The organism is Cognaticolwellia beringensis (genome assembly GCF_002076895.1).
Classification (GTDB): Bacteria; Pseudomonadota; Gammaproteobacteria; order Enterobacterales; family Alteromonadaceae; genus Cognaticolwellia; species Cognaticolwellia beringensis.
In genome coordinates this window covers 2,877,707-2,902,248 of the sequence record NZ_CP020465.1, presented here as the reverse complement: position 1 = coordinate 2,902,248, position 24,542 = coordinate 2,877,707, and the positions used below count along the sequence as shown (strand labels likewise).

Genomic DNA, 24,542 nt, shown 5'->3' with positions numbered 1-24,542 from the left:
TAGCGATATGCCAAGTTTAATAAATTATTTTATTTGATCTAAAGCCTCTAACCTCTTTCACTGATTGAACAGTAAGTGGATATAAGTTTTATGGTATTCGTATGCAGCTGTATTATTGCTAATAATTTGCATTTAATTTTCTGTCATACACTATCATATCAATTGATGTTAATTCTGTTATCGTTAAACATATAAATTTTGGTTACCTCTAAGCAAAGACAGGCTAAACAAATAAGTCTTAAATAAAAATAAAAAGAGTTTCCGTATGCCCACAAAACACAATAGCATTGCCTTAGTCGCCTTTATTTTTGCGATATTATCAGCCATTTATATAAAACAATCTATCGCACCTCATTGGGTTGAGCAAAGCTATGTTTATGATGTGAGTACCAACGCTACAGGTATTTCGAGTTATATCTATAAAGGCCAAAAAGTTATTATTGATACTGTGGAAGACTACCAAAATTCACCACTTAACCAGCAAAATCTCAGTAACTTAAACAGCTCACCTGTGCTTGAACAGCAATGGGTGAAAGACAAAAACCAGCAATTAAAGCTGCTAAAACCGGCTTTCCACTTTGGTATTTGGTCACTACTGCCTGCATTTATAACAATAGTTTTATGCTTATTAACCCGTGAGCCACTTACGGCTTTGCTGGGTGGTGTAGTCGTTGGTTCCATAATGCTAGGTCGTTACGACTTAACCGACAAAGTTATTATTCCAAACCTAGCAAAAGAAGGTACAGCTGCACTACTTTTACTCTATTTATGGCTACTTGGAGGTTTATTAGGCATCTGGTCTAAAACGGGTGCTGCACAAGCTTTTGCTAATTACATGACCAAGCATTTTGTCAAAGGAAGAAAATCAGCAAAGCTGGTTTCCTGGTTACTGGGCATATTATTTTTCCAAGGTGGCACTATGAGTACAGTTTTGGTTGGCACTACCGTGCGGCCCTTGGCAGATAAAGCGAAAGTAAGTCACGAAGAAATGAGTTACATTGTAGATTCAACTGCATCACCTATAGCATCAATATTAGCTTTTAATGCTTGGCCCGCATATGTTCAAGCCTTAATATTTATTCCTGGCGTTTCTTTTTTAGCCACAGAAGCAGACCGGATCAGCTTCTTCTTCCAAAGTATTCCATTTAGCTTTTACAGCATGTTTGCTATTACGGGTACATTGCTATTAAGTCTTAATATCACCACTTTTTCTGGTAAACGTATACGAGCTGCAAAGCTACGCGCTGAAACTCATCATCAACTGGATGCTCCAGACGCTAAGCCTTTAAGCGCAAAAGAGTTACAAAGTACAGATGTACCTGAAGGCTATAAACCCCATGTGCTTGAATTTATATTACCTTTAGTCACCTTGACAGCTATAGCCATTGGCAGTTTTGTAATGCTCGGCTCACCTAAGATTAATTGGGCGTTTGGCGCTGCATTGATTCTTTCGGCGGTTATCGCCTTAATAAAAGGGATGTCTTTAAACCAAGTGGTTGATGGTTTTGGTAATGGCTTAAAAGGGGTGGTGTTTGCGTCTGTTATTTTAATGTTAGCGGTGATTATTGGCAGTATTAGTAAAGAAACCGGTGGTGGCTTATTTTTAGTCTCTTTACTTGGAGAACAACTGCCCTTCTGGTGCTTACCGGTGATTTTACAACTGATCACTATGATAATCGCGTTCTCTACCGGAACAAGCTGGGGTACCTATGCAATCGCGTTCCCTTTAGCCATGCCATTAGCTTGGGCTATTTGTCAAAGCCAAGGAGTAGCAAATCCGGAATTGTTTATGATGTTATGCTTTGCCACTGTGTTAAATGGTAGTGTTTTTGGTGATCAATGCTCGCCAATATCTGATACCACCATTTTAAGTGCAATGACCACAGGGTGTGACTTAATGGATCATGTAAAATCGCAATTAGCGCCCGCAGCATTAGCCGCTACCCTAGCAGGTATACTTTGGACCCTAACCGCTTACTTTTTTGTTTAACCCGTAGGTAAGTTAAATCGTATGCAGATACAGCGGTCAATTGAAACAATATTTAAACTATATAGAAATAGAAATGAAATAATACGGTATGCGTTGCCGTATCTTCGTGGACAGTCTCGTATAGACAATCTTGTATAGACAGTACCGTATAGACAGTCTCGTATAGACTGTATCGCCATTAAAAAGGCAGCTTAAGCAGACAGTAACCTGTAAGTTAAAGCATCAATGATGGCAATATTATTAAGAGATCAATTTAAAGTCATGAGTAGGTTTAGTCGTATTTTTTTCCAGAGGAACCTTAACAACAAAACAACAACCTTGCTCACTTGCTACAATTTCAATCGTTCCCCCAAGCTTAGTGTTAACTAAGTTATAAACAATATTCATGCCTAGACCTGAACCACCTGAACCCCGCTTTGTCGTAACAAAGGGGTCATATACTTTATCTTTTATTTTATCATCTAAACCTTTGCCGTTGTCTTGATAAATCAGCACAAGACTTTCATCATTCGCTTGAAATTCAATAGAAATTTCACCGTCCATACGATCTTCAAAACCGTGAATGTGTGAGTTCGTTAAAAAGTTGGTTAATATCTGATTCCAAGCACTTGGAAAAGTGACTAAGTTTAGCGCTTTATCAACTTGGATATTAATCGTGTAATTTTTCTGTTTAAATAAAGTTTTCACCGTATTCACAACGTCATTGACGTGCTGCGCTAAATTGATATTTATTTTCGGATCAGTATGATGTTCAACCGCAACCGATTTAAAACCACGAATTAAGTCCACCGCTTTATTTAAGCTGCGTTCGATAATCTGCTCATATTCAACAAACAAAGTTAAAATTGAAGTTAACTGCCTTTTAGTTAAGGTTTTCTCAATAAGGGAATGATTCAACTCAGCAATTTTTTCTTTTAATGCACTTAATGAAGTGATGCAAATTCCTAGTGGAGTATTAACTTCATGGGCAACGCCGGCGACTAATTGCCCAAGAGAAGCCATTTTTTCTGATTGTACAAGTTGATCTTTAGCTAAGGTTAATTCATTGAGTGAATGTTGTAACTGTTGATTACTTTCCGCTAATTTTGATGTGCGCTCGTAAACTTTAATTTCTAAGTCGCCATTGAGGTTAATCAATGCATTTTCTGCATCTTCTAACTTAATAATGTCGTTTTTTAGCGTCAAGCGCATAATATTAATTGCTGATACCAACTCATCAAGTTCATCGGTTTTTTGACTACGATTTTCCAACATGAGTGGCGTATCTAAACTTTCCCCAGTCATGGCTTGTGAATATAAGGTAATACGATATAAATGACGGGTAATTAACCAATGAACGATAAAAAAAGTACAAAACGCGACAATAAATATTTTGATAAATTCAGATGAAATAATAAAACCGGCTTTTTGCCATAAGTGCTGATAAATATCTTGGTAATCTGCAGAAATAATCATATTGCCGATAATATTACCTTCAAAAGCAATGGGATGAATTTCAATTTTCTTAGCATCGGTGATAACGTCACCCGCTTGGTAAATCTTACCAAAATTAGTGGTTATTTTAACATGACGAATATCGGGAAGCCTTTGAATACCAATAATTTGTTTTTCAACTAAGTCTTCATTTAAATCCCATAAACTAGTAGATATTGACTGATTATGACTTAATTCAATATTATCAAAACGTTCATCAAGCGTGGAAACACCATCTTGAAAATCAACATATAATTGAATCATGGTTGAGCAAACAGATAAAAAAGCACTACACATTAAAATATAAATAAAGACACGCCGACTTAATTTACTATTAAAAGCACCTTTATTATTCATTACTCAATCCATACATATTTTGCCACTTTTATAATAATTACGAAAACATCTACAAAAACTATACTAACGTTACTTTTTACCTTAACAATAATACAACAGTAAAGTATCTGAATGTATAAAGTAAAAGAATTTATTTAAGCAAATATAGTGCGCTATTTCAGTATTATAGTACCTAAATTAATAAGTTTACTCTGATAATGACTTATTTTAGGTCTTGTCCGATTATCGCTAGCGATTTACCTTACCTAGCGTATTATAACAATCTCACTATTTATCTGATTATTTCTACTGGTTAAAACAACCCACTAGTGCGTTATTTATTTAATCATAATTATAGGAAATGTATGTTCAGTATAGAGGTTTGCGAAAATGCACGCTTAAGCCGCGATGCTCGCTTTGATGGCAAGTTTTTTACCGCCGTGATCACGACAGGTATTTTCTGTCGACCTATTTGTCCTGCCAGACCACCAAAACCAGAAAATGTTACCTATTATGAGAGTGCAGAACTCGCACAACAGTCAGGTTTTCGCCCATGCAAGCGCTGTTTTCCGCAACTTGCGCCAAATTTGCCATTACCTAGAAAGATTAAGCAAATAACGCAAACATATTACGAAAATAATTACAGTTTACAGAAGTGTGCTGAGCAACTTGATATCAGCGAGAGACAAATTCGTCGTTTATTTTTGCAATATTACGGTTTACCGCCGAGTGAATTTTTCCATCAGCAACGTTTATTACTTGCCCACAAACTGCTTATTTCAACATCTTTAAGTATTACTGACGTTGCTTTTGCTGCGGGTTTTAATAGCATACGTCGTTTTAATGAAGTTATTTTGCAAACCTATAAAACTTCGCCAAGTAAAATCAGAGGCAATAAAAAAATATCATCTGATATGCAAGTAACTATTCTATTGCCGTATAAGGCACCTTTTGATTGGCCGTTAATGCTAAATTTTTTCCGTTCAAGAAAAATGAGCAACATAGAAGATATTAGCACTGAACACTATTTTCGTACGGTCGAACTTGAAAACTGTCGGGGCTGGATAAAAGTTACGCATCATCAAGATAAAAGCGCCTTAAATTTAACGGTTAAGTTAACTGATTATAGTTACCTGCATCAAATTATCGCTCGTGTTCGTCGCATGTTCGACTTAGATGCTGATATGCAATTAATTCATCAACACTTAATAACACACCCAAAATTAGCGTCAGTTATTGAGCAATTTCCCGGTTTACGCTTACCTGGCTGTTGGGATATTTTTGAGTTTTCTATTCGTGCCATATTAGGCCAACAAATATCCGTTAAAGGTGCAACAACCTTGGCGCAACGTATAGCGGAAAAATATGGCGAGACAGCTGTCGATATTGAACAACCTGAAAATATCAGTGTTTCAAAGTACTTTCCAAGTGTTGCAGCTCTAATCAATATTGACTATCAAGAGATAGGCTTAACCCGATCTCGCATTGCCACTTTGCAAACTTGGGTTGCCTACTTTCAAGAGCATGACACTGTATTTGCTAAAGGCCTAACGATAGAAGAATTAGAAGTTAAATTAACAGAACTTAAAGGTATTGGGCCATGGACAGTAAACTATATTGGCATGAGGGGTTTAAGCGATCCAGATGCGTTTCCTAGTGCCGATTTAGGTATTATAAAAGCGTTAACGATTGATGAAGTCAAACCAAAAAACAAAGACATATTAGCGTTAGCCGAAAAATGGCAACCTTGGCGTGCCTACGCTGCTATATATCTATGGCAATCGTTAGCCACTAAAACCTAAAGCGTAAACATCAGCACTAGATACCCAAAATTTAAAGGAAATATTATATGTATTACTGTACTTATCAATCACCATTGGGTGAAATTGCTTTAACGGCTAACGATAAAGGCTTAAGCGCCCTTGCTTTTCAAACAGGAAAGTCACCTATTACTTATACTGGCCTAATTGAAGATAGTAGTAAGTTCACGCAAGTAATTCAACAACTTACCCAATATTTTGACGGAGACAGAAAGCACTTTGAACTACCGTTAGCGCCAGAAGGCACAAACTTTCAAAAACAAGTTTGGCAAGCCTTGCTTGAAATACCTTGCGGTGAAACCAAAAGCTATGGCTGGATCGCGAAAAGCATTAATAATGAAAAAGCAGTTCGCGCTGTAGGCACTGCAAATGGAGCAAATCCTATTGCATTAATAGTACCGTGCCATCGCGTTATTGGTAGTAATGGCAAGTTAACTGGCTATGCTGGTGGTTTAGCATTGAAGGCGAAATTATTAATGCACGAAGGCGCGCAATTTAAGCCTTAAGCAACCCGAAACATCGCAAACTTGTTAGTGATAAAAAATTAATCACTAACTAAATAAGCAGGTTAATTCATGATTCAAATTGCTATAAATCCTGTTATGATGGCGACGATATTTAATAGAATGACTTAGAGTATGGTTTTGGAAATTATTGCAGTTATCGCGGTTTTATTTTTAGCATGGTTAATTTGGCAGCTTATGCGTGCCAAGCACTTTACTCAGTTTAAACGTCAAATAATACAAGAACTAAAGCCAAAGGTTATTGCAAGTATTATTGACGAAATGGCAAACACTCGTTCAGAGAAACAGCCAAATACTCCTGCCCATCAAGAAGCCACCATTGCTTATTGGAGCGCTTCAGTTGGACGAGTTTTACAAGCAGCATTAATGCGAGAAATTGTTGACGAACAATGGTTAAAAGAAACGGGAAATTTGCGTAACAGTCAGCATTTATTTCATGTTGAACGAGATAAGTTACACCGCTAAGTATTAGCTGAAAGTTTGCTTGCCTGATTGGCTTTTGATCATGAAGTTATTTATTTGGCATACGGTTGACGAGTTGAAATCCGACCTACAAAAATCAGCTACATTACATAATTCCCGTCCCCTAAGTAAGCCGGACTTTAGTCCGTCAGCTTGATTCTAAAATATATTTCACCTTTTTGACGGCATAAATGCCGACCTACAACAACCATTAAAAATCTTCAACTTGTGGTTTTTTTATTAAACCCTTTGTAGGTTGGGCTTTAGCCCATCATCTTAATTTCAAACTATATTTCACCTTTTTGACGGCATAAATGCCGACCTACAATAACCATTAAAAATCTTCAACTTGTGGTTTTTTTATTAAATCTTTTGTAGGTTGGGCTTTAGCCCATCATCTTAATTTCAAACTATATTTCACCTTTTTGACGGCATAAATGCCGACCTACAACAACCATTAAAAATCTTCAACTTGTGGTTTTTTTATTGTTTTTTTTGTAGGTTGGGCTTTAGCTCATCATCTTAATTTCAAACTATATTTCACCTTTTTGACGGCATAAATGCCGACCTACAACAACCATTGAAAATCTTCTACTTGTGGTTTTTTAATTGTTTTTTTTGTAGGTTGGGCTTTAGCCCATCATCTTAATTTCAAACTATATTTCACCTATTTGACGGCATAAATGCCGACCTACAACAACCATTAAAAATCTTCAACAAACTAAATTATTAACAAGCTTTCAGGATTTATTCATAGCCAAAAAAAAGAGCGTACTCGCTCTTTTTTCATTTAATCTTAATGACTCACTCAGCAATATTAATTGAGTAACATTAAGCTAGTTTTTCAAACTGTAAATCCCAAACGCCATGGCCTAAGTTTTGACCACGGTCTTCAAACTTAGTTAACGGACGAGAATCAGGACGCGGCACATAATCATTGTTTTCAGATAAGTTTTTAAAGCCTGGCGCAGATGTCATATCTTCTAACATGCATTCTGCGTAGTTTTCCCAGTCAGTTGCCATGTGGAACACGCCACCCACTTTCAGTTTTTCACGAATAGCTTCAACAAAACTGGCTTGTACGATACGACGTTTGTGATGCTTCTTTTTATGCCAAGGATCAGGGAAAAACAACTGAACCGTTGTTAAACACTCAGCAGGAAGGCAATCGGCTAACACTTCGATAGCATCGTGCTCGTAAACTTTAAGGTTATCAACACCTTCTTCTTGTGCTAAACCTATACAAGCGCCTACACCTGGTCGATGCACTTCAACACCAATAAAGTTAAGCTCAGGAGCGTTTTTAGCCATTTCGACTAAAGACTTACCCATGCCAAAGCCAATTTCGAGCACAACAGGGTTATTATTTCCAAACAAAGCACTAGGATCAATTAAACCATCTTGATGGTTCAAGCCCATGGTATCCCAAAATTGCTCTAAAGCTTTTGCTTGACCATTAGTAAGGCGACCTTCACGCTTAACAAAGCTACGTACCTTTCTAATGTACTTGCCTTCTTGCTCTGCTTGTTCAACGGTTTTATGGCTTCTGTCTGTCATAATGCTATCTATTAGTTAGTTGCGTCATCGAAATTAGGGCGCGTATTATCCTTGTTTAATGACTGAAATTCAATCATGGCATAGTGCTTATCAAGATCTAATTTTACGCCCGCATATTTACTTATTGGCTTAACACGAGTTTGCTAAAGGCTACTCTGCCCACCAAACGTCATATAATGGACCAACAGTAACTGAGCTTGCGCCGTTATCTGTTAACCATTTTTCTACTAATTGGCGATGTTCTTCAGTACATTTACCTAACTGTTGAGTACAAATTAAGCCATGCCATAAAGTATCACCTTCACCACCAAAGCCTAAATTATTTGGATCAATAGCTTCGTCGAAAAACTTCGTTAAAAATGCATCAACTGACTCATTGTCAGTGCCATCATCAAGTTTCCAAGCAATATCAAAACCTAATTCTTGGAACTCATCAACGCGTAATTTTTTACGTAAACGATTACTACGATTCTTTGCATCTATTTTCATATTTCATTCCTCACGGCTTAGCTCAAGCTAAACACTATTTTAGTAATACTAACTATCTGCGAGAGGATAGTGGCAATAGAAATTTTTGCAATGAAAATTTTAGCTTTATTCGCTACACTGTCGCCATTATGACAAATAAAACCACTATATCAGCCAAATCTGCGCAACAATTTAGCGACCAAGTATTATCATGGTTTCAGTTGCAAGGCAGAAAACACTTGCCATGGCAGCAAGATAAAACCCCTTACCGAGTTTGGATATCCGAAATTATGCTACAGCAAACGCAAGTAGCAACGGTTATTCCCTACTATTTAAGGTTTATGGAAAGCTTTCCTAATATTATCGATTTAGCCAATGCTGATGAAGATACCGTGCTTCATCACTGGACAGGTTTGGGTTACTACGCACGAGCACGAAACCTGCACAAAACCGCTAAAATAATACGTGACGACTATCAAGGAAAATTCCCTGAAAAAATTGACGAAGTTATCGCACTTGCCGGTATTGGCCGCTCAACAGCAGGCGCAATATTGAGCTTAGCGCTAAATAAACATCACGCGATTTTAGACGGTAACGTAAAACGCGTTTTAGCGCGCTGTTATAAAGTGCAAGGTCATGCAGGCCAAGCTATTTATGAAAAAACCTTGTGGCCGATTACTGAAGCACTAACACCCAAAATTGGCGTAGCACAGTTTAACCAAGCCATGATGGACTTAGGCGCTATGGTTTGTACGCGATCTAAACCTAAATGTGATATTTGCCCCATTAATACTAGCTGTTTAGCCAACGCCAGCGACGAGCAAGCAAGCTATCCGCAGAAAAAACCGAAAAAAACCATTCCCGAAAAGCACACCATCATGGTTATTCCTCGCATTGAACAACAAATTTTAATGGAAAAGCGCCCTCCTGCAGGTATATGGGGCGGTTTATGGTGCTTTTTGGAGTTATCTGATATGAACGAATTACCTGATTTGTTAACGAAATTAAACCTTAAACAAAGCACAACATTTGCTTTAGACAAATTTCGTCATACCTTCAGCCACTTTCATCTCGACATAGAAGCTATAGTTGTAGATTGTGAAATACTGCCGGCAAAAGAAATTAGCGAAAATAGCACATTGCAATGGTACAATTTAGCCACAGTCGCGTCGGTGGGCTTAGCCGCATCAACGCAAAAATTAATTAAACAGCTTGAACAATTACCTGTTTAACTAACTTATACATACAAATACATTAGCCAAAAAGAGAATTTATTATGAGTCGTACCGTTTTTTGCCAAAACTTACAAAAAGAAGCCGAAGGCCTTGGTTTTCAACTTTATCCGGGCGAAATTGGCAAACGTATTTTTGATAACATTTCTAAAGAAGCTTGGGGGCTTTGGCAAAAGAAGCAAACCATGCTGATTAACGAAAAGAAAATGAACATGATGAACCCCGACGATCGCGCATTTTTAGAAACAGCCATGGTTGCTTATCTTTTCGAAGGTAAAGAACCTGACATTGAAGGCTATACACCAGAGAAAAAATAAAATTCGAATAACAAATTTCAAAAACAAAAAAAACGGTAAATTATTTATCGTTTTTTTTTGCCCGCATCAACAAGAAACAATGAAAAAGCTCAATTACGGCAATTTTTATTATTCAAATTTAATAAATTATTAATAATTAGGTGAGTAACTCCCACAAATCACTTATGACTTTTTCACAGTGAACAGAAAAACTTTCAACGAATAAATAGAAAAACTTGGCCATATTGCTCCATAAAAGCACAATACGTAGAAAAAAACGGCAAACAAACATTTATTTAAAAAAAAGAGTTGACGGGGTAAACGAAAAACAGTTTAATACGCCCCGTCTTCAAGGCACAGCCAAGAAGACAATGTACAGAGCAATCATTATGATTGTTAATGTGCCTCGATAGCTCAGTCGGTAGAGCAGAGGATTGAAAATCCTCGTGTCCCTGGTTCGATTCCGGGTCGAGGCACCATTTACACTTTAGCTTTTAATTAAGTTAACTGTAGAATCAACAAGTTCCGATGTTGATTCGGTGCCAAGATAGTTAATTCAATAGAATATAATTATCGCACACGTTTTCGTGTGCCGACTTAGCTCAGTTGGTAGAGCAACTGACTTGTAATCAGTAGGTCGCCAGTTCGACTCCGGCAGTCGGCACCATTCATAACGAAGCCTCAACAGCAATGTTGAGGCTTTTTTATTTGTCTAAATAAAACCAAACCACCACTGACCTGACGACCAATGCGACCAATGGGATCAGGTTCGTTGAAAACAAAAAACCAATGGGGTCAAAACCAATGGGGTCAGGTTCGTTGAAAACAGTACAGTTGTATAAATGAGATTATCAATTACACTTTGCTTACCAAATAAATGTAATGAAACCAATGGGGTCAGGTTCGTTGAAAACAGTACAGTTGTATAAATGAGATTATCAATTACACTTTGCTTACCAAATAAATGTAATGGAATACATTATGGCTCGCTTACCTCGACTGTTCATATCAGGTTGCCCTCAGCACATTATTCAACGTGGCAATAATCGCCAAGCCTGTTTTTTTTCAGAGCAAGATTACACTGTATATTTAGATAAACTTAAAAATTCTGCTGCTAAACATAATGTTTCCATACATGCATTTGTGCTAATGACTAATCATGTTCACTTATTAATGACTGCCCATTCAATAGATGGGATAAGCCAAGTAATGCAAAACTTGGGAAGGTATTACGTCAGGTACATCAATCATACTTATCAACGAACGGGGACATTATGGGAAGGTCGTTTCAAATCAACTTTAGTAGACACACAACACTACCTTTTAACATTATATCGCTATATTGAGTTAAACCCCGTCAGAGCTCAAATGGTTGAACATCCGGGTGCATATACATGGTCAAGCTATCACAGTAACGGAGGCGATAGAAATATCTCGTTAATAACACCTCACACTCTGTATCTAGCACTAGGTAATACTGAAGCTGAAAGAAAATTAGCTTATCAAAACTTGTTTACTTCTCATTTATCCGACAACACAATTCAAACCATTCGTGACGCCACAAATAAGGCATGGGTACTAGGAGAAAAGTCGTTTATTGAACAGGTTGCTAATACCTTATCCAGAAGAGCCAAGCCACTCACACAAGGTGGTGACAGACGATCCGAAATATTTAAAGCAGTAAAAAGTAAATGAGTCTTATATTTTAACGATCTTGACTCATAGGTTTCCGCCGGCCTCTGTTTCAACGAACCTGACCCTATAGGTTCTATAGGTTTCCTAATCATTCCGAAAGGAAGAAATGAAACCTTAGCTACAATGTTAAGGTTTCATTTCAGTCTGGATTTTGTTGCGCATTTATTTATTTACATGCAAGAAGTGGTGAGCTACTGACTAATTAATATTCAGCATAAACATAGTAGATTTCAACGAACCTGACCCCACAGGTTTCCACAGATTTGCGTTATCACACCAGGTAAACTAAACCATTAAGTCTTTCAATTCTTCCACAAAAAATAAAACAATTTCAATGCCGATTAACACGATAATTATCCACTCTAAAAATGATGAATGTTGATGTTTTTGTTCTTCCGCTAGCACTTCAAATAGTTCATTAATGGTTGAGAGCTTTTTCGACAATAAATCAACGCGTTGACGTATATCCATATAACGCGCCATACGTTCATAAGTAGCTTCATATTCTGGATATTCCCAAAAAAAGTCAGGAGTATCTAGTAAACCATAATGCAAAATAATATCGCTTTTGGTACTTAATAACGTGCCTCTAATTTTAGCGATTTCTTTCTGACTAATAGATATTTTGCCAAACTTAGCTAACTCTTCTGGTATATGAGAATAGTTTTTTATCGAATTTTGCGCTTGAACCTCATACTCCATAAGCTTGCTCGATTGTGCTAATGCATGGCTTATTGCTAAACGTATTAAAGGATCGTGATCTGGCAACGAAATAACGTCTTTTTTAATCATTAATTCGTTAGCAAAAGTGAAACTTAAATGCTCTTCAATTTTTTCAAAATGTGTTGTATTGTCTTTTTTGAGATTGTTGATTAAAGCTTGGCGCTCAGCTTTATCAACTGCCCAAAACACCACTACACCATAATCGAACAACCAATATTCTCCAGTTGCTACAACTATTTGTACTGCGTCTCTATAACGGGTTCCACCTTCAAAAAAACGTTTGTCTATATTCGAATTCACTGATGAAAAATCATCACCAAAATTGTAAATAGATAACTTATTATCACTAAATGCGATGTTATTATCTGTCATTAATTGTTCCATGGTTACTCATTTAAATTTCTGTATTATGACTGTATTAATATGCTTTCAAGACAAGCTACACTCGCTTGTATCACTTACTCAATAAATTGCCTTAGATTATTTTTGACTCAGCTTTCAATTCCTAATTAACTCTAAATTTCACCCATCTAATCCACGAGGTGGTTTTTTATATAACTACAAAATTCGAACCCAAGTAAAAAATCCGCCTGATTTTGCACTTTTATTAACAAAGTTCAACATCAATTTTTTAATTAACTTAACAAAAAATATTGAAGGGAAACCTATGGGGTCAAACCAATGGGGTCAGGTTTGTTGAAAGCAGTTAAGTTGTATAAATGAAATTATCAATCACACTTTTAATAGCAACTAAATGTAAAGAATACATTCTGGCACGCTTACCTCAACTGTCGATTAGCGATTGTCTGTACTTTGACCAAAAAATCCATCATGAAAAATAAAAGCTAACCTACTGTTTTCAAAAATCGTTTAAATACCCGTGACTAATCGATAATAATTGTCATCAAATAATATTTTTTTTGTTGGACAATAAGTCGCTGTTAATTTCTAATTCGCGCCCCATTACCCACGATAAATTCCCTTTCTGTTATTAAATAAAAAGGCTAAAGGAACATCAATGAATAAAGATAATCTTGATCACGCGCGTACACATTACAATGTACGTCATTGGAGTCAGGGCTATTTCGGTATCAACGATACAGGTAACGTATATGTTGCGCCTAAGTTTGATAATCAAAATCACACGGTAGATTTAACTACCATTGCTAAAATGATTGAAGCTAAAGGCTTAACTTTGCCTGCTTTAGTGCGTTTTCCGCAAATAATCCATCATCGCATTCACAGTTTATGTGAAGCTTTTAATAATGCGATTGAGGCATATGATTATCAGCATAAATATTTACTGGTTTACCCTATTAAGGTTAATCAACAGCGCGAAGTTGTGGATGAAATTTTAGCTAGCCAACATAACAAAGAATACACCCAGCTAGGGCTTGAAGCGGGTAGTAAGGCTGAATTACTTGCTGTTTTAGCGATGGCTCAAAAGGTTTCATCTGTTATTGTTTGTAATGGCTACAAAGACCGCGAGTATGTGCGCTTAGCCTTAATTGGCGAAAAATTAGGACATAAAGTTCATATTGTTTTAGAAAAAATGTCTGAACTGGCGATGATTTTAACCGAAGCTAAAAAGCTGAATGTTGAGCCTCGTTTAGGCATACGTGTTCGTTTAGCATCTCAAGGTAAAGGAAAGTGGCAAGCAAGTGGTGGTGAAAAATCAAAGTTTGGTTTATCAGCCTCACAAGTACTTAACGTTGTTAAAGTACTTAAAGAAGAAAACATGCTTGATACATTAAAATTAGTGCATTTTCACTTAGGCTCCCAAATAGCCAATATTAGAGACGTGAGATTAGGCGTTAGTGAAGCCGCACGTTTTTATTGTGAGCTTCGCCGTCTGGGTGCAGGTCTTTCATGTATGGATGTTGGTGGCGGTTTGGCCATAGACTATGATGGTACACGTAGCCAGTCACATAACTCCATGAACTACAGCCTTGCGGAGTATGCTAATAATATTGTTAATACCATTGGTGATGTCTGTAAGAGCTATGATCAACCTATGCCGATGATTATTTCAGAGTCTGGTAGAGCATTAACTGCACATCATGCCGTACTTATTTCTAATGTTATTGGTGCGGAATCTTATCAGCCAGAAAACATAACTGCGCCTTTAAGTGATGAGTCTGTGCTTTTAAATAATATGTGGCGTTCGTTAGAGCAATTAAAGGATCGACAAGATGATCGTGCACTTATTGAAATTTATCATGACACTCAAAGTGACTTAGCTGAAGTACATGGTCAATTTTCTATGGGATTATTAGATTTAACTCAACGCGCTTGGTCAGAGCAAGTTAACTTGCGTATTTGTTATGAATTAAATCAATTGATGGACAGTAAAAATCGTTTTCATCGACCGATAATTGATGATTTAGCTGAAAAACTAGCAGATAAATTTTTTGTTAATTTTTCTTTATTTCAATCTTTACCCGACTCTTGGGGCATAGATCAGGTTTTTCCAATTTTACCGTTAAATAACTTGCATAAATCACATGAAAAAAGAGCAGTGATATTAGATATTACTTGTGATTCAGATGGCATTATTAACCATTACGTTGATGGTCAAGGCATTGAAAGCACACTACCAGTGCCGGCATGGACCGAAGATGAACCTTATTTACTAGGCTTTTTCTTAGTCGGTGCTTATCAAGAAATTTTAGGCGATATGCATAATTTATTCGGCGACACACACAGCGCGGTAGTATTTATAAATGATGATGGTGAAGCAGAAATAACTGAAATTAACGAAGGTGATACGGTTGAAGACATGTTGAATTATGTGCATTTAGATGCAAAACTGTTTCAACAAACTTATGCCGAGCTTATAGAGGCTAGATTACCTAAAGACGAAGGTGAAGACGTTTATAAAGAGCTAGTTGATGGCCTTAAAGGCTACACATACCTTGAAGATCTTTAAAGGAAGTTATGATGAAAAACATATTCAATCAAGTTGATGATTCTCTTTACTCTAATGCGATGACATTTTTACGTCAGCCTTTAGAGAAAAATCCAATTGAATCATCAGCAGACATCGTAGTATTAGGTTTGCCCTTTGATATGGCTACAACTGGGCGCTCAGGCGCACGAATGGGCCCTACAGCTATTAGACAAGCCTCAGTGAATTTAGCATGGGAAGGCAAGCGATTTCCGTGGCCTTTTAACTTGTTAAAGCACTGTAAAATAATAGATGCTGGAGACTTGGTTTTTTCACCGGGCGATGCCGCACACTTTTGTCAACAGGTTGAAACAGCGGTTGACCAATTACTTTCGTCAGGTAAAACCGTTTTATCTTTGGGTGGTGATCATTTTGTTACCTTGCCAATACTGCGAGCGCATGCAAAAAAATTCGGTAAAATGGCACTGATTCACTTCGATGCCCATACCGATACGTACAACAATGGCAGTTGTTATGACCACGGCACTATGTTTTATCATGCGCCGAAAGAAAACCTTATTGATAGAGATAAGTCTATTCAAGTGGGTATTCGTACAAATTACCAAGAAAAAGATCATGTTTTTTCTGTTATCAATGCCATGCAAGCCAATGACATGAGTGTTAATGAGATCTGCACATTAATTAAAAACAGCGTCGGTGATACACCGGTTTACGTAACATTTGATATTGATTGCTTAGACCCTGCCTTTGCGCCGGGGACAGGCACTCCGGTATGTGGCGGTTTATCTACAGATAAAGTACTAAAGATTTTACGCGCTTTAGCAGGCATTAATATCGTTGGCATGGATGTAGTTGAAGTAGCGCCGGCATACGACAATAGTGAAGTTACCGCCCTAGCAGCTGCAACTATTGCTTTAGAGCTAGCACACCTTTGGACTGTCAAACATAAGCTGGCCTAAACTACGCAAACTTCCAATTTAGTGTTCGTAAGTTATCCTAAATAACTTACGAACTTGCTACTTATCCCACAGTAAGTGAAACTGTTTTTCCTTGATCGCTACTCCATTGTGCTAATTCAATTAATTGAATAACTTGCATCGCTTCAGTGGCGCTTACTAACGAGTCATCTGTCAAACACCTGTTATTAATCGCGTTAGCAATATTATGATAATATGATTGATAACAACCGCGCTCAGTCGGAACTATCTCTGCGTGTTCGCCAAGGTATAGAGTGCCAATATTTATTTCGTCATCATATGCAAATGCATCAGCATTAACATCGATACCGTCATTAAGTTGTTGCTCTTGGGGATCAAGTCCAAACTTAATATAACTCCCCAAAGTTCCCTCCAGTTGAAAACGTTTAATAGGGCCTGCCATAAATGGGCTAGAACTTAATTTAACTTCCATGTTGGCATAATGTAATTGAATATCAAAATAATCTGTCGTCTTAGATGCTTCACGTAATGCTAAGCAACGTGCAGTGATAGCGGTAGGTAAGCCAAATAATGTTAATGCTTGATCAATAAGGTGTGAGCCTAAATCATATAATATACCTGTCCCCTCGCCCGCTTGCTCTTTCCATTTAGTTCTAACTTCAGGACGGAAGCGGTCAAAACAAGACTGAAAAACTTTAAGCTCTCCTAAACGATTATTTGCTAGCAACTTTTTAACCGTTAAAAAGTCACCATCCCACCTGCGATTATGATAAACCGATAATAAACAGTTATTTTTATTGGCGAGTTCGATTAATTCTTGTGCTTGAATAGATGACGTCACCATGGGCTTTTCAATAACAACATGTAAGCCATTTTCTAAGCAACTTTTGGCTATTTTATAATGCACATCATTTGGCGCAGTAATAACAACTAAGCTAACCAATGAACTTTGAATTAATTCATCAGGAGTATCGAAAATTCGCACCTTTTTATACTTTGCTTGAACCGTCTCTTTTTGGCGAGTACTTATCGCTATAAAGGTAAAATTATCATTTGATTCTATAAAAGGTAAATGAAAGATATTGGCTGACATGCCATACCCAATAACGCCAACGTTGATCATTAAAAATCCAAAATTAAAACTATAAAAAGAAGAGTCTGCGAGGTCAGCAAGTATACCATAAGTGCTTAGGCATTAGGGCCATAACTAATCATGTATGCTACATAAACAGCCCTCGCAGATTTGAATCAGTTACATTGCTTTCAACGCCTTTATACGATCATCTAATGGCGGGTGCGTAGCAAAAAGTTGACTAAAAGATGATTTAGTATTGATACCAAACGCCATCATAGAACCTTCTAAATGGCTCTCTTGGCTGCGTTTAAGTCGCTCCAACGCGCCAATCATCGCGGCAGTACCTGCCAACTGAGCACCACCGATATCGGCGCGAAATTCTCTTTTTCGAGAAAACCAAGCCACAATCGTACTGGCAAGCACACCCAAGAGCATTTCTAAAACAAACACAATGCCGAAATATGCAAAACCACCTAAGCCAGCACCATTTGAATTGTTACTCCGGGTGGCGTTATCAATAAGGCCAGCGATCACGCGTGCTAAGAAAATTACAAAAGTATTCACGACTCCTTGTACTAAGGTTAACGTTACCATGTCACCATTAGCCACATGGCTAATTTCATGACCTATAACAGCTTCCGCTTCTTCTTGTGTCATATGGGCTAGCAAACCAGTGCTAACTGCCACTAAGGCATTGTTTTTATTGGCACCGGTAGCAAAAGCGTTCATGTCGGGTGATTCAAAAATCGCTACTTCTGGCATGCCAATTTTAGCTTGTTGGGCATAACGTTTAACGGTTTCAAGTAACCACTTTTCAGTGTTGTTTTTCGGCTGTTCAATAACATAAGCCCCCACTGAGCGCTTCGCCATCCACTTCGACATTAGCAATGAAATAAAAGAGCCACCGAAACCAAAAACACTCGCCATGACAAGTAAGCCGCCCATGCCTTGGCGATCAATGCCAAATACTGACATTAAAATACTCATGGTAATACTTAACACAACCATAATGGCTAAGTTAGTTAATAGAAATAATACAATACGCTGCATGATAAACTCCAAGTAAGTGAACGCAACTACGACATAATATGTCTAATTGGTATTTAATCAATACTTTTTTTGTATTTATTTGTCTACATTCTTGTCTTAATATTTATCTACTTCACAACACAAAAAACTGTGATTTCAACGCGTTTACAATCCCCGATAAAAAGTATACTTTGCTTCATTAATAACAATATATTTAAATACTCTGGCTAAAAAAATTCACCAGAGTATTTTTTGCCAATTCAATGAATTTAATCTACTTATTTACTATAGTAGACATTAACTTCCGTTAATTAAGAGCCATTATGAAAATATTCTTAAAATCCTTCGCTGTAATTATTTTTATCATTGTTTTATTGATAGTAGTTGCCACGCAATTAATATCGACTGAGGATATATTTAACCAAGTAAGCACTAAAGTAGAGCAATCGACAGGTCGAACGTTAACGGTTGATGGTGAACAGAGTTTAAGTGTATTTCCTTCGTTATCTTTGGTGCTAAACGATGTGCACTTTTCCAATGTAACAGGTGGCTCTAAACCTGATATGGCAAGCATTAGTGAATTAATGATCCATATCCCTTGGCTTTCAGTGTTTTCTGGTGAGTTAGCCATTGAGAAGTTTGTTATTAATGATCCCGACATCCTGCTAGAAAAAAGTGTTGATGGTACGGTGAACTGGCAGTTCTCAACTCTGGCTGGGGCTGAAAGTACAACTGAACAATCACCAACTGATGATAAATCAATTAATTTACCTGATGCTTTTGATATTAGTCTTGGTCAAGTAGAAATTAATGGTGGCAAGCTCACTTTTATCGATCATCAAAGTAAAGAAACTAAAGTCATTGATCAGCTAAATTTAGCGGTAAAACTTCCCTCGTTACGAGAACCCCTTAATCTCTCAGGCAGTGTTAGATATATGACACAAGTGCTTGAACTTGAATCAAGTATTACCACACCTGCAAAAGCGATTAATAACCAGCCATTTTCAGTTGAATTAGACTTAACATCCGCCTTAGTAAAATTAACCTATAAAGGTGATGTGGTACAACAAGGCAAAGAGCTAAGTGGTAAATTATCGGTTTCAGGAGATTCTGTTAAGAAGTTACTAAACTGGCAGAACATTCCATTGGCCGCTAAAGATGAAGCTTTTAATAAATTCTCATTTAGTACCAATATGGGCTTTGCTAACGATAATCTCACCCTTAATGAGTTAATGGTTAATTTAGACGCTTTAGCATTTAAAGGTTCAACGACCATTACCTTATCTACACCACTGAAACTTGTCAGCAATATCGATTTGGGCATACTTGACCTTAACCCTTATTTACCTGAGCCAACCTCAGAAGCAACACCAGCAGATGATACGGCTAGTCAACCGATTGTTTGGGATGATACTGCGCTTGATTTATCCGCTTTGGCTTCATTAAATGCCGATATTTCAATTAAATCGAGTCAGTTATTCGTCCGAGATATTAAATTGGGTAAGAATGAGATAGCCGTTGTATTAAACAATAGCGTTGCGAATGTGCAATTGAAAAGCTTTCAGGGTTATGAAGGCAGTGGCAGTGGCGCGATTAAAGTTAACGCCAATAAAAAACCTTACCAAATCACCACCAAATTTGATTTAGCCAATATTAATGCCGAGCCGCTACTTAACGATGCGGTTGGCTTTGATAAATTATTAGGTAAAGGGCAATTAACATGGGATCTGTCAACCAAAGGCATTAGCCAACGTGATTTTATTCAGCAACTCAATGGCCACCTCGACATTAGTTTTATTGATGGTGCTGTTAAAGGCGTTAATTTAGCTGCAATTGCCAAGAGCGCCAGCAGTATAATGCAAGGCAACTTATCTGCGGTCAGTTTAGATAGTGACTTTAGCAACGCTGATAAAACAGATTTTGCTGCCTTAACGGGTAAATTTACGCTAACTAACGGTGTCGCTAATACAGATAATTTGTCTTTGAATAATCCTTTTATCAGAATATCGGGCACCGGTGACATAGACCTACCGAAAACAAACGTAAATCTGCAAGTTAAATCAAAAATAGTGGCCTCAACTCAAGGACAAGCGGCAGAAAGTACTGACGCTGGCGTTGTGATCCCGATAAAAATTACAGGGCCGTTTCATAACATTAAAATACGCCCCGATGTTAGTTCAGGAGCCAAAGATAAAGTAAAAGACAAAGTTAAAGATAAACTCAAAGACAAGCTAAAAGGACTTTTTGGCTAACTAGCTAACTTGTCAGAAACGAATCATCAATAACTTAATTATTGCTACCGCTAATATCTGCATTTTGGTGCTAATACTTAAGCTACAGAATTATTATAATTACGTTATTGATTTACTTTGATGTTAGCGAATTAATTTGGAAATAAAATTATGCAAAGCACTAAAAAATACGCTAAATTTTCTGTTATCGCCCTGTGTTCAATCTTGCTAATTTCACCCGCTATTGCTCAAGATAGCTGGTGGGAAAAAGCGAAGAAGTTACTCTCAGGTGAGGATAATGTTTCACAGCTAGTGCTAAGTGATGAGCAAATAGCTAAAGCACTAAAACAAGCACTGTCAGTTGGTTCAGAATCAGTGATAAAAACCTTACAACAAAGTGGTGCTTTTGCCGACAACCCCAATTTACATATTGATTTACCACCTGCATTGGCCAGCGCCGGGAAAATATTAGATAAAATAGGCATGGGACAATGGACCGATGAGCTTGAAGCTAAGTTGAACGAGGCTGCAGAACAAGCAATACCAGCCGCAGGTCCTATTATATCAAACGCGATAAACAACTTAACACTGATCGACATTCAGACGATTTATAACGGTGAGAACGATGCAGCAACACAATATTTTAAAAGCCAAATGTCAGGTCCAATCGCTCAAGCCATGGATCCAATTATAAAACAAAGCTTAGCTGATGTCGGCGCATTAACCTTATACGATAAAATAATATCAAAATATCAATCGCTACCATTTGTTCCCGATATAAGTAGTGATTTAATTGAGTTAGTTAAAACCCAAGCGTTGTCAGGCATATTTGAATATTTGGCCAAAGAAGAAGCGGCTATTCGTGAGAATCCAGAAAAACGAACTACTGAACTACTCAAGAAAGTATTTTCTAAATAACTGCGTCAAGGTAAGTATGTTTGGAAATTTAAGTGTCAGCAATAAATTAAAATAAACAGCTTACTTCATACTCTGAATAGTTGACTAACTATTGAATGGTATTTTTTAGGTAAAAAATGTTTTCAATTCAGGAATACATGAACCGCAGTTAGTGCCACATTGCAATTTTTCACCTAGGCTTGCTACTGATTTACATTGCCCTGATTTAATCGCTTCTTGTATGGTTTTTTCACCCACCTGAAAACAAGAACAAATCATGTCACCCACATCACCTTTGCCATTGCTATCGATACCTGACATTAACGCAAAACGAGTTTTTATTGGCAGTGCTTTATTTAATTGCCCTTCAATATATCGGCTATTAAATTTCAGGTTTAAATCAGTGCTTGCAGCAAAAAAACAATGCAACTTGTTATCAATAAACCCCGCAATGCGTAATACATTTTGTTGAGCATCTTTTAATACTATCCAATCATCAATTTGTGGATATATATTGGCTAAAATAGTTTCATCATCGCCTAATTTTTGCTTATCAGATAATAGATATTTATGGCCTTGTTCAAGCTGAATTTTACTCCAGTAACTGGTTGGGCAATTTACCGTTTGTGAAGAAATTAAGTAGCCTGACCATACCGCATTAAACGGCTTGATTCTAACCGGGCTGTGTTTAAGCTCGGGCTGCCCACACAGTTCATCTGTAATCGGGTTCACCAGAGCTGAAACACGAGCAGAAGCTGAAAAATTATCGTTCCAATGGATAGGTACAAAAATTTCGCCGGTGCGTTGTTCGTTAGTTATGTTCACTCGGCCAATATAGTCAGCGCTCAAATTTGAAAGTACAGCGAGTTGTTTGTCAGCTAATTGAAAACGTTGGGCGTCATCAGGATTTACTGCAATATATGGCTCGTCAGAATGAGTCATTAACTTAGCGACACGGCCCGTTCTCGACATCGTATGCCATTGATCTCGGATTCTCCCCGAATTCATCACCACTTGGGTTTTATCAGGTAATATTTTTGGTAACTGTGCAATAATCGGAATGAAATTCGCTTTTTGGTTTTTTGTCGCAAAAACACCATCAGTGAATATACGTTGTACCCCATTTGGGTTCGCCACATTAATCGGCCATTTAGTCGGGATAAAGTTTTCATAATCAGATTGTGAAATGTTAGCTAAGGCTGAAATATCAAAAACGCGGTAAATATCTTTTTCAGCCTTTTTTTCAGCCAGAGGATGACTGTTTTCGAAGCCAGACAATGCTGCATGCTCTCTAAATATGTCAACAGCGTGCTGATAATTAAAAGCATCTTTGAAACCTAACTTGTGTGCAACATCTGTAATTATTTGCCAATCATTTTTTGCTTCACCAGGAGCTTTTATCATACTTTGATGCACAGATATTGTTCTATCTGAATTAGTGACAGAACCTTGCTTTTCACCCCATGTACTTGCGGGTAAAACGACATCAGCATAATTTATCGTATCGGTATTTTCATAACATTCACTCACCACAACCATTGGGCATTTTTCTAAAGCTCGCTTTACGAGGTTAGCATTTGGCATACTTACCACAGGGTTTGTTGCCATGATCCAAATGGCTTTAATCTTTCCTGAATTAACCTCGTCAAACATATCTACAGCTTTCAGACCTGGCTTAGTGGCAATATTGGGGGCTTGCCAAAAGCGTTTAACTAAATCTATTTCATTTGAATTTTCAAAATGTAAATGCGCAGCAAGTTGAGTTGATAAACCACCCACTTCTCGGCCACCCATGGCATTCGGTTGGCCAGTAATTGAAAAGGCACCTGCGCCCTCTCGTCCTATTTTTCCTGTCGCTAAATGACAGTTAATAATCGCGTTAGCTTTATCCACACCGCTTGATGATTGATTGATACCTTGCGAGAAAAAAGTCACCACTTTGTCCGTTTCAGCAAAAATTTGATAGCTCTCAAGCAATAATGAGAGTTCAATATCACAAGCGATTGCAACGTCTGAAATATCAGAAAATTGGCTTTTTGCCGTTTCTAATGCTTGTTCGAAGCCATGGCAATGTTTTGCGATGTAATCTTTATCTAATTTACCTTGTTCGGCTAAATAGATTAATAAGCCGTTATAAAAATAGGCATCGCTGCCGGGCTTTATCGCTAAATGTAAATCAGCATCTTTCGCTGACGCGGTTCTGCGAGGGTCAATCACTACTATTTTACGGGCGGGGTTTTCTTCTCGCGCTTTAATCATGCGTTGATAAACAATAGGATGTGCGTACGCTGGGTTAGCGCCAATAATAAAAATAGCTTCGGCTGAGCTTAAATCATCGTAACAGCCTGCAACCACATCTTCGCCAAAGGCACGCTTGTGTGCTGCAGTTGCCGACGCCATACATAAGCGAGAGTTAGTATCGACGTTGCCTGAGCCAATAAAGCCTTTCATTAACTTATTGGCGACATAATAATCTTCAGTAAGTAGCTGCCCTGATAAATAAAAGGCGACGGAGTCAGGGCCATATTGCGCTATTGTTGCTTTAAAGTGGTCAGCAATCGTTGATGTTGCTTTATCCCAACTTACGTTCTTCCCCTTAACGCGCGGGTGTAATATTCGATTTTGCAAACCTTGTGTTTCATGTAGCGAAGACCCTTTTACGCATAAACGCCCTAAGTTAGCAGGGTGTTCTACATTACCTTTTACAGCAATAACTTTATTGTTTTCGACCGTGGCTTCAATACCGCAGCCAACGCCACAATATGGACAATTTGTTTTACTGATTGTTTGACCTGTTATGGAAGCTGGAGATTGTTTATCGGTAAAAATAATGTCGTTCATGAAATTCTCAAAGGTTAACTAACGTTAGCTAATATTAACTTTCATTA

General features: G+C 37.6%; 18 protein-coding genes and 2 tRNA genes. 13 read left to right on the top strand and 7 right to left on the bottom strand.

The genetic code is table 11. The features are described from left to right. Positions 1-265: 265 nt before the first annotated feature. Complete coding sequence (locus B5D82_RS12315; protein ID WP_081151903.1) at positions 266-1,990, top strand: Na+/H+ antiporter NhaC family protein; 1,725 nt, start codon at positions 266-268, stop codon at positions 1,988-1,990. Between the two features lie 240 nt (positions 1,991-2,230). On the opposite strand, the gene B5D82_RS12310 is transcribed toward B5D82_RS12315, so the two are convergent. Then, a complete protein-coding gene (locus tag B5D82_RS12310) occupies positions 2,231-3,820 on the bottom strand; it encodes a sensor histidine kinase (RefSeq protein ID WP_081151901.1) in 1,590 nt (529 codons plus the stop codon). Between the two features lie 344 nt (positions 3,821-4,164). Between B5D82_RS12310 and B5D82_RS12305 the strand changes: the two genes are divergently transcribed. The 3 genes from B5D82_RS12305 to B5D82_RS12295 all read left to right on the top strand — a co-directional run bounded on the left by B5D82_RS12305 (position 4,165) and on the right by B5D82_RS12295 (position 6,608). Further along, entirely contained in the window at positions 4,165-5,601 is a 1,437-nt protein-coding gene (locus B5D82_RS12305) for a DNA-3-methyladenine glycosylase 2 family protein (protein WP_081151899.1), read from the top strand. A 47-nt stretch (positions 5,602-5,648) separates the two neighbouring features. Continuing rightward, complete coding sequence (locus B5D82_RS12300) at positions 5,649-6,125, top strand: methylated-DNA--[protein]-cysteine S-methyltransferase (RefSeq protein ID WP_081151897.1); 477 nt, start codon at positions 5,649-5,651, stop codon at positions 6,123-6,125. Positions 6,126-6,263: 138 nt separating this feature from the next. Then, positions 6,264-6,608, top strand: a complete 345-nt coding sequence (locus B5D82_RS12295; protein WP_081154479.1) for a hypothetical protein — start codon at positions 6,264-6,266, stop codon at positions 6,606-6,608. 828 nt (positions 6,609-7,436) lie between these two features. Here the strand turns inward: B5D82_RS12295 and trmB are convergent. Further along, entirely contained in the window at positions 7,437-8,162 is a 726-nt protein-coding gene (gene trmB, locus B5D82_RS12290) for a tRNA (guanosine(46)-N7)-methyltransferase TrmB (protein WP_081151895.1), read from the bottom strand. Positions 8,163-8,312: 150 nt separating this feature from the next. Further along, the gene (locus B5D82_RS12285) at positions 8,313-8,651 is read right to left on the bottom strand and encodes a YggL family protein (protein ID WP_081151894.1); all 339 of its coding nucleotides are present in this window, start codon (positions 8,649-8,651) and stop codon (positions 8,313-8,315) included. 128 nt (positions 8,652-8,779) lie between these two features. On the opposite strand from B5D82_RS12285, the gene mutY reads away from it, so the two are divergent. The 5 genes from mutY (at position 8,780) to B5D82_RS12260 (ending at position 11,853) form a co-directional block, all read left to right on the top strand. Beyond that, complete coding sequence (gene mutY / locus B5D82_RS12280) at positions 8,780-9,862, top strand: A/G-specific adenine glycosylase (RefSeq protein ID WP_081151892.1); 1,083 nt, start codon at positions 8,780-8,782, stop codon at positions 9,860-9,862. A 44-nt stretch (positions 9,863-9,906) separates the two neighbouring features. Then, complete coding sequence (locus tag B5D82_RS12275; protein ID WP_081151890.1) at positions 9,907-10,179, top strand: oxidative damage protection protein; 273 nt, start codon at positions 9,907-9,909, stop codon at positions 10,177-10,179. Positions 10,180-10,561: 382 nt separating this feature from the next. Then, positions 10,562-10,637, top strand: a tRNA-Phe gene (locus B5D82_RS12270). A gap of 112 nt (positions 10,638-10,749) precedes the next feature. Then, a tRNA-Thr gene (locus B5D82_RS12265) sits at positions 10,750-10,825 on the top strand. Between the two features lie 314 nt (positions 10,826-11,139). After that, positions 11,140-11,853, top strand: coding sequence for a transposase (locus B5D82_RS12260; RefSeq protein WP_081151889.1), 714 nt, complete (start codon positions 11,140-11,142; stop codon positions 11,851-11,853). Positions 11,854-12,138: 285 nt separating this feature from the next. On the opposite strand, the gene B5D82_RS12255 is transcribed toward B5D82_RS12260, so the two are convergent. Continuing rightward, positions 12,139-12,948, bottom strand: coding sequence for an RMD1 family protein (locus B5D82_RS12255; RefSeq protein WP_245807463.1), 810 nt, complete (start codon positions 12,946-12,948; stop codon positions 12,139-12,141). 646 nt (positions 12,949-13,594) lie between these two features. On the opposite strand from B5D82_RS12255, the gene speA reads away from it, so the two are divergent. Further along, positions 13,595-15,505, top strand: a complete 1,911-nt coding sequence (gene speA / locus B5D82_RS12250; protein WP_081151887.1) for a biosynthetic arginine decarboxylase — start codon at positions 13,595-13,597, stop codon at positions 15,503-15,505. 11 nt (positions 15,506-15,516) lie between these two features. Further along, positions 15,517-16,443, top strand: coding sequence for an agmatinase (gene speB, locus B5D82_RS12245; RefSeq protein ID WP_081151885.1), 927 nt, complete (start codon positions 15,517-15,519; stop codon positions 16,441-16,443). Between the two features lie 61 nt (positions 16,444-16,504). On the opposite strand, the gene B5D82_RS12240 is transcribed toward speB, so the two are convergent. Next, positions 16,505-17,545, bottom strand: a complete 1,041-nt coding sequence (locus B5D82_RS12240) for an oxidoreductase (RefSeq protein ID WP_081151883.1) — start codon at positions 17,543-17,545, stop codon at positions 16,505-16,507. A 129-nt stretch (positions 17,546-17,674) separates the two neighbouring features. Continuing rightward, positions 17,675-18,547, bottom strand: coding sequence for a protease HtpX (gene htpX, locus B5D82_RS12235; RefSeq protein WP_081151882.1), 873 nt, complete (start codon positions 18,545-18,547; stop codon positions 17,675-17,677). Between the two features lie 302 nt (positions 18,548-18,849). On the opposite strand from htpX, the gene B5D82_RS12230 reads away from it, so the two are divergent. Beyond that, positions 18,850-20,778 carry an AsmA family protein gene (locus B5D82_RS12230; RefSeq protein WP_081151880.1) on the top strand — a complete coding sequence of 643 codons (1,929 nt, stop codon included), beginning with the start codon at positions 18,850-18,852 and terminating at the stop codon, positions 20,776-20,778. Between the two features lie 150 nt (positions 20,779-20,928). Then, a complete protein-coding gene (locus B5D82_RS12225) occupies positions 20,929-21,675 on the top strand; it encodes a DUF4197 domain-containing protein (protein ID WP_081151878.1) in 747 nt (248 codons plus the stop codon). Positions 21,676-21,780: 105 nt separating this feature from the next. Here B5D82_RS12225 and B5D82_RS12220 read toward each other — a convergent pair whose 3' ends face one another. Beyond that, entirely contained in the window at positions 21,781-24,495 is a 2,715-nt protein-coding gene (locus tag B5D82_RS12220) for a nitrate reductase (RefSeq protein WP_081151876.1), read from the bottom strand. Positions 24,496-24,542 lie beyond the last annotated feature (47 nt).

Coding starts and splice junctions, on each gene's coding strand:
- B5D82_RS12315 (WP_081151903.1), top strand. CDS start 266: ATGCCCACAAAACACAATAGCATTGCCTTAGTCGCCTTTATTTTTGCG.
- B5D82_RS12310 (WP_081151901.1), bottom strand. CDS start 3,820: ATGAATAATAAAGGTGCTTTTAATAGTAAATTAAGTCGGCGTGTCTTT.
- B5D82_RS12305 (WP_081151899.1), top strand. CDS start 4,165: ATGTTCAGTATAGAGGTTTGCGAAAATGCACGCTTAAGCCGCGATGCT.
- B5D82_RS12300 (WP_081151897.1), top strand. CDS start 5,649: ATGTATTACTGTACTTATCAATCACCATTGGGTGAAATTGCTTTAACG.
- trmB (WP_081151895.1), bottom strand. CDS start 8,162: ATGACAGACAGAAGCCATAAAACCGTTGAACAAGCAGAGCAAGAAGGC.
- B5D82_RS12285 (WP_081151894.1), bottom strand. CDS start 8,651: ATGAAAATAGATGCAAAGAATCGTAGTAATCGTTTACGTAAAAAATTA.
- mutY (WP_081151892.1), top strand. CDS start 8,780: ATGACAAATAAAACCACTATATCAGCCAAATCTGCGCAACAATTTAGC.
- B5D82_RS12275 (WP_081151890.1), top strand. CDS start 9,907: ATGAGTCGTACCGTTTTTTGCCAAAACTTACAAAAAGAAGCCGAAGGC.
- B5D82_RS12260 (WP_081151889.1), top strand. CDS start 11,140: ATGGCTCGCTTACCTCGACTGTTCATATCAGGTTGCCCTCAGCACATT.
- B5D82_RS12255 (WP_245807463.1), bottom strand. CDS start 12,948: ATGACAGATAATAACATCGCATTTAGTGATAATAAGTTATCTATTTAC.
- speA (WP_081151887.1), top strand. CDS start 13,595: ATGAATAAAGATAATCTTGATCACGCGCGTACACATTACAATGTACGT.
- speB (WP_081151885.1), top strand. CDS start 15,517: ATGAAAAACATATTCAATCAAGTTGATGATTCTCTTTACTCTAATGCG.
- B5D82_RS12240 (WP_081151883.1), bottom strand. CDS start 17,545: ATGATCAACGTTGGCGTTATTGGGTATGGCATGTCAGCCAATATCTTT.
- htpX (WP_081151882.1), bottom strand. CDS start 18,547: ATGCAGCGTATTGTATTATTTCTATTAACTAACTTAGCCATTATGGTT.
- B5D82_RS12230 (WP_081151880.1), top strand. CDS start 18,850: ATGAAAATATTCTTAAAATCCTTCGCTGTAATTATTTTTATCATTGTT.
- B5D82_RS12225 (WP_081151878.1), top strand. CDS start 20,929: ATGCAAAGCACTAAAAAATACGCTAAATTTTCTGTTATCGCCCTGTGT.
- B5D82_RS12220 (WP_081151876.1), bottom strand. CDS start 24,495: ATGAACGACATTATTTTTACCGATAAACAATCTCCAGCTTCCATAACA.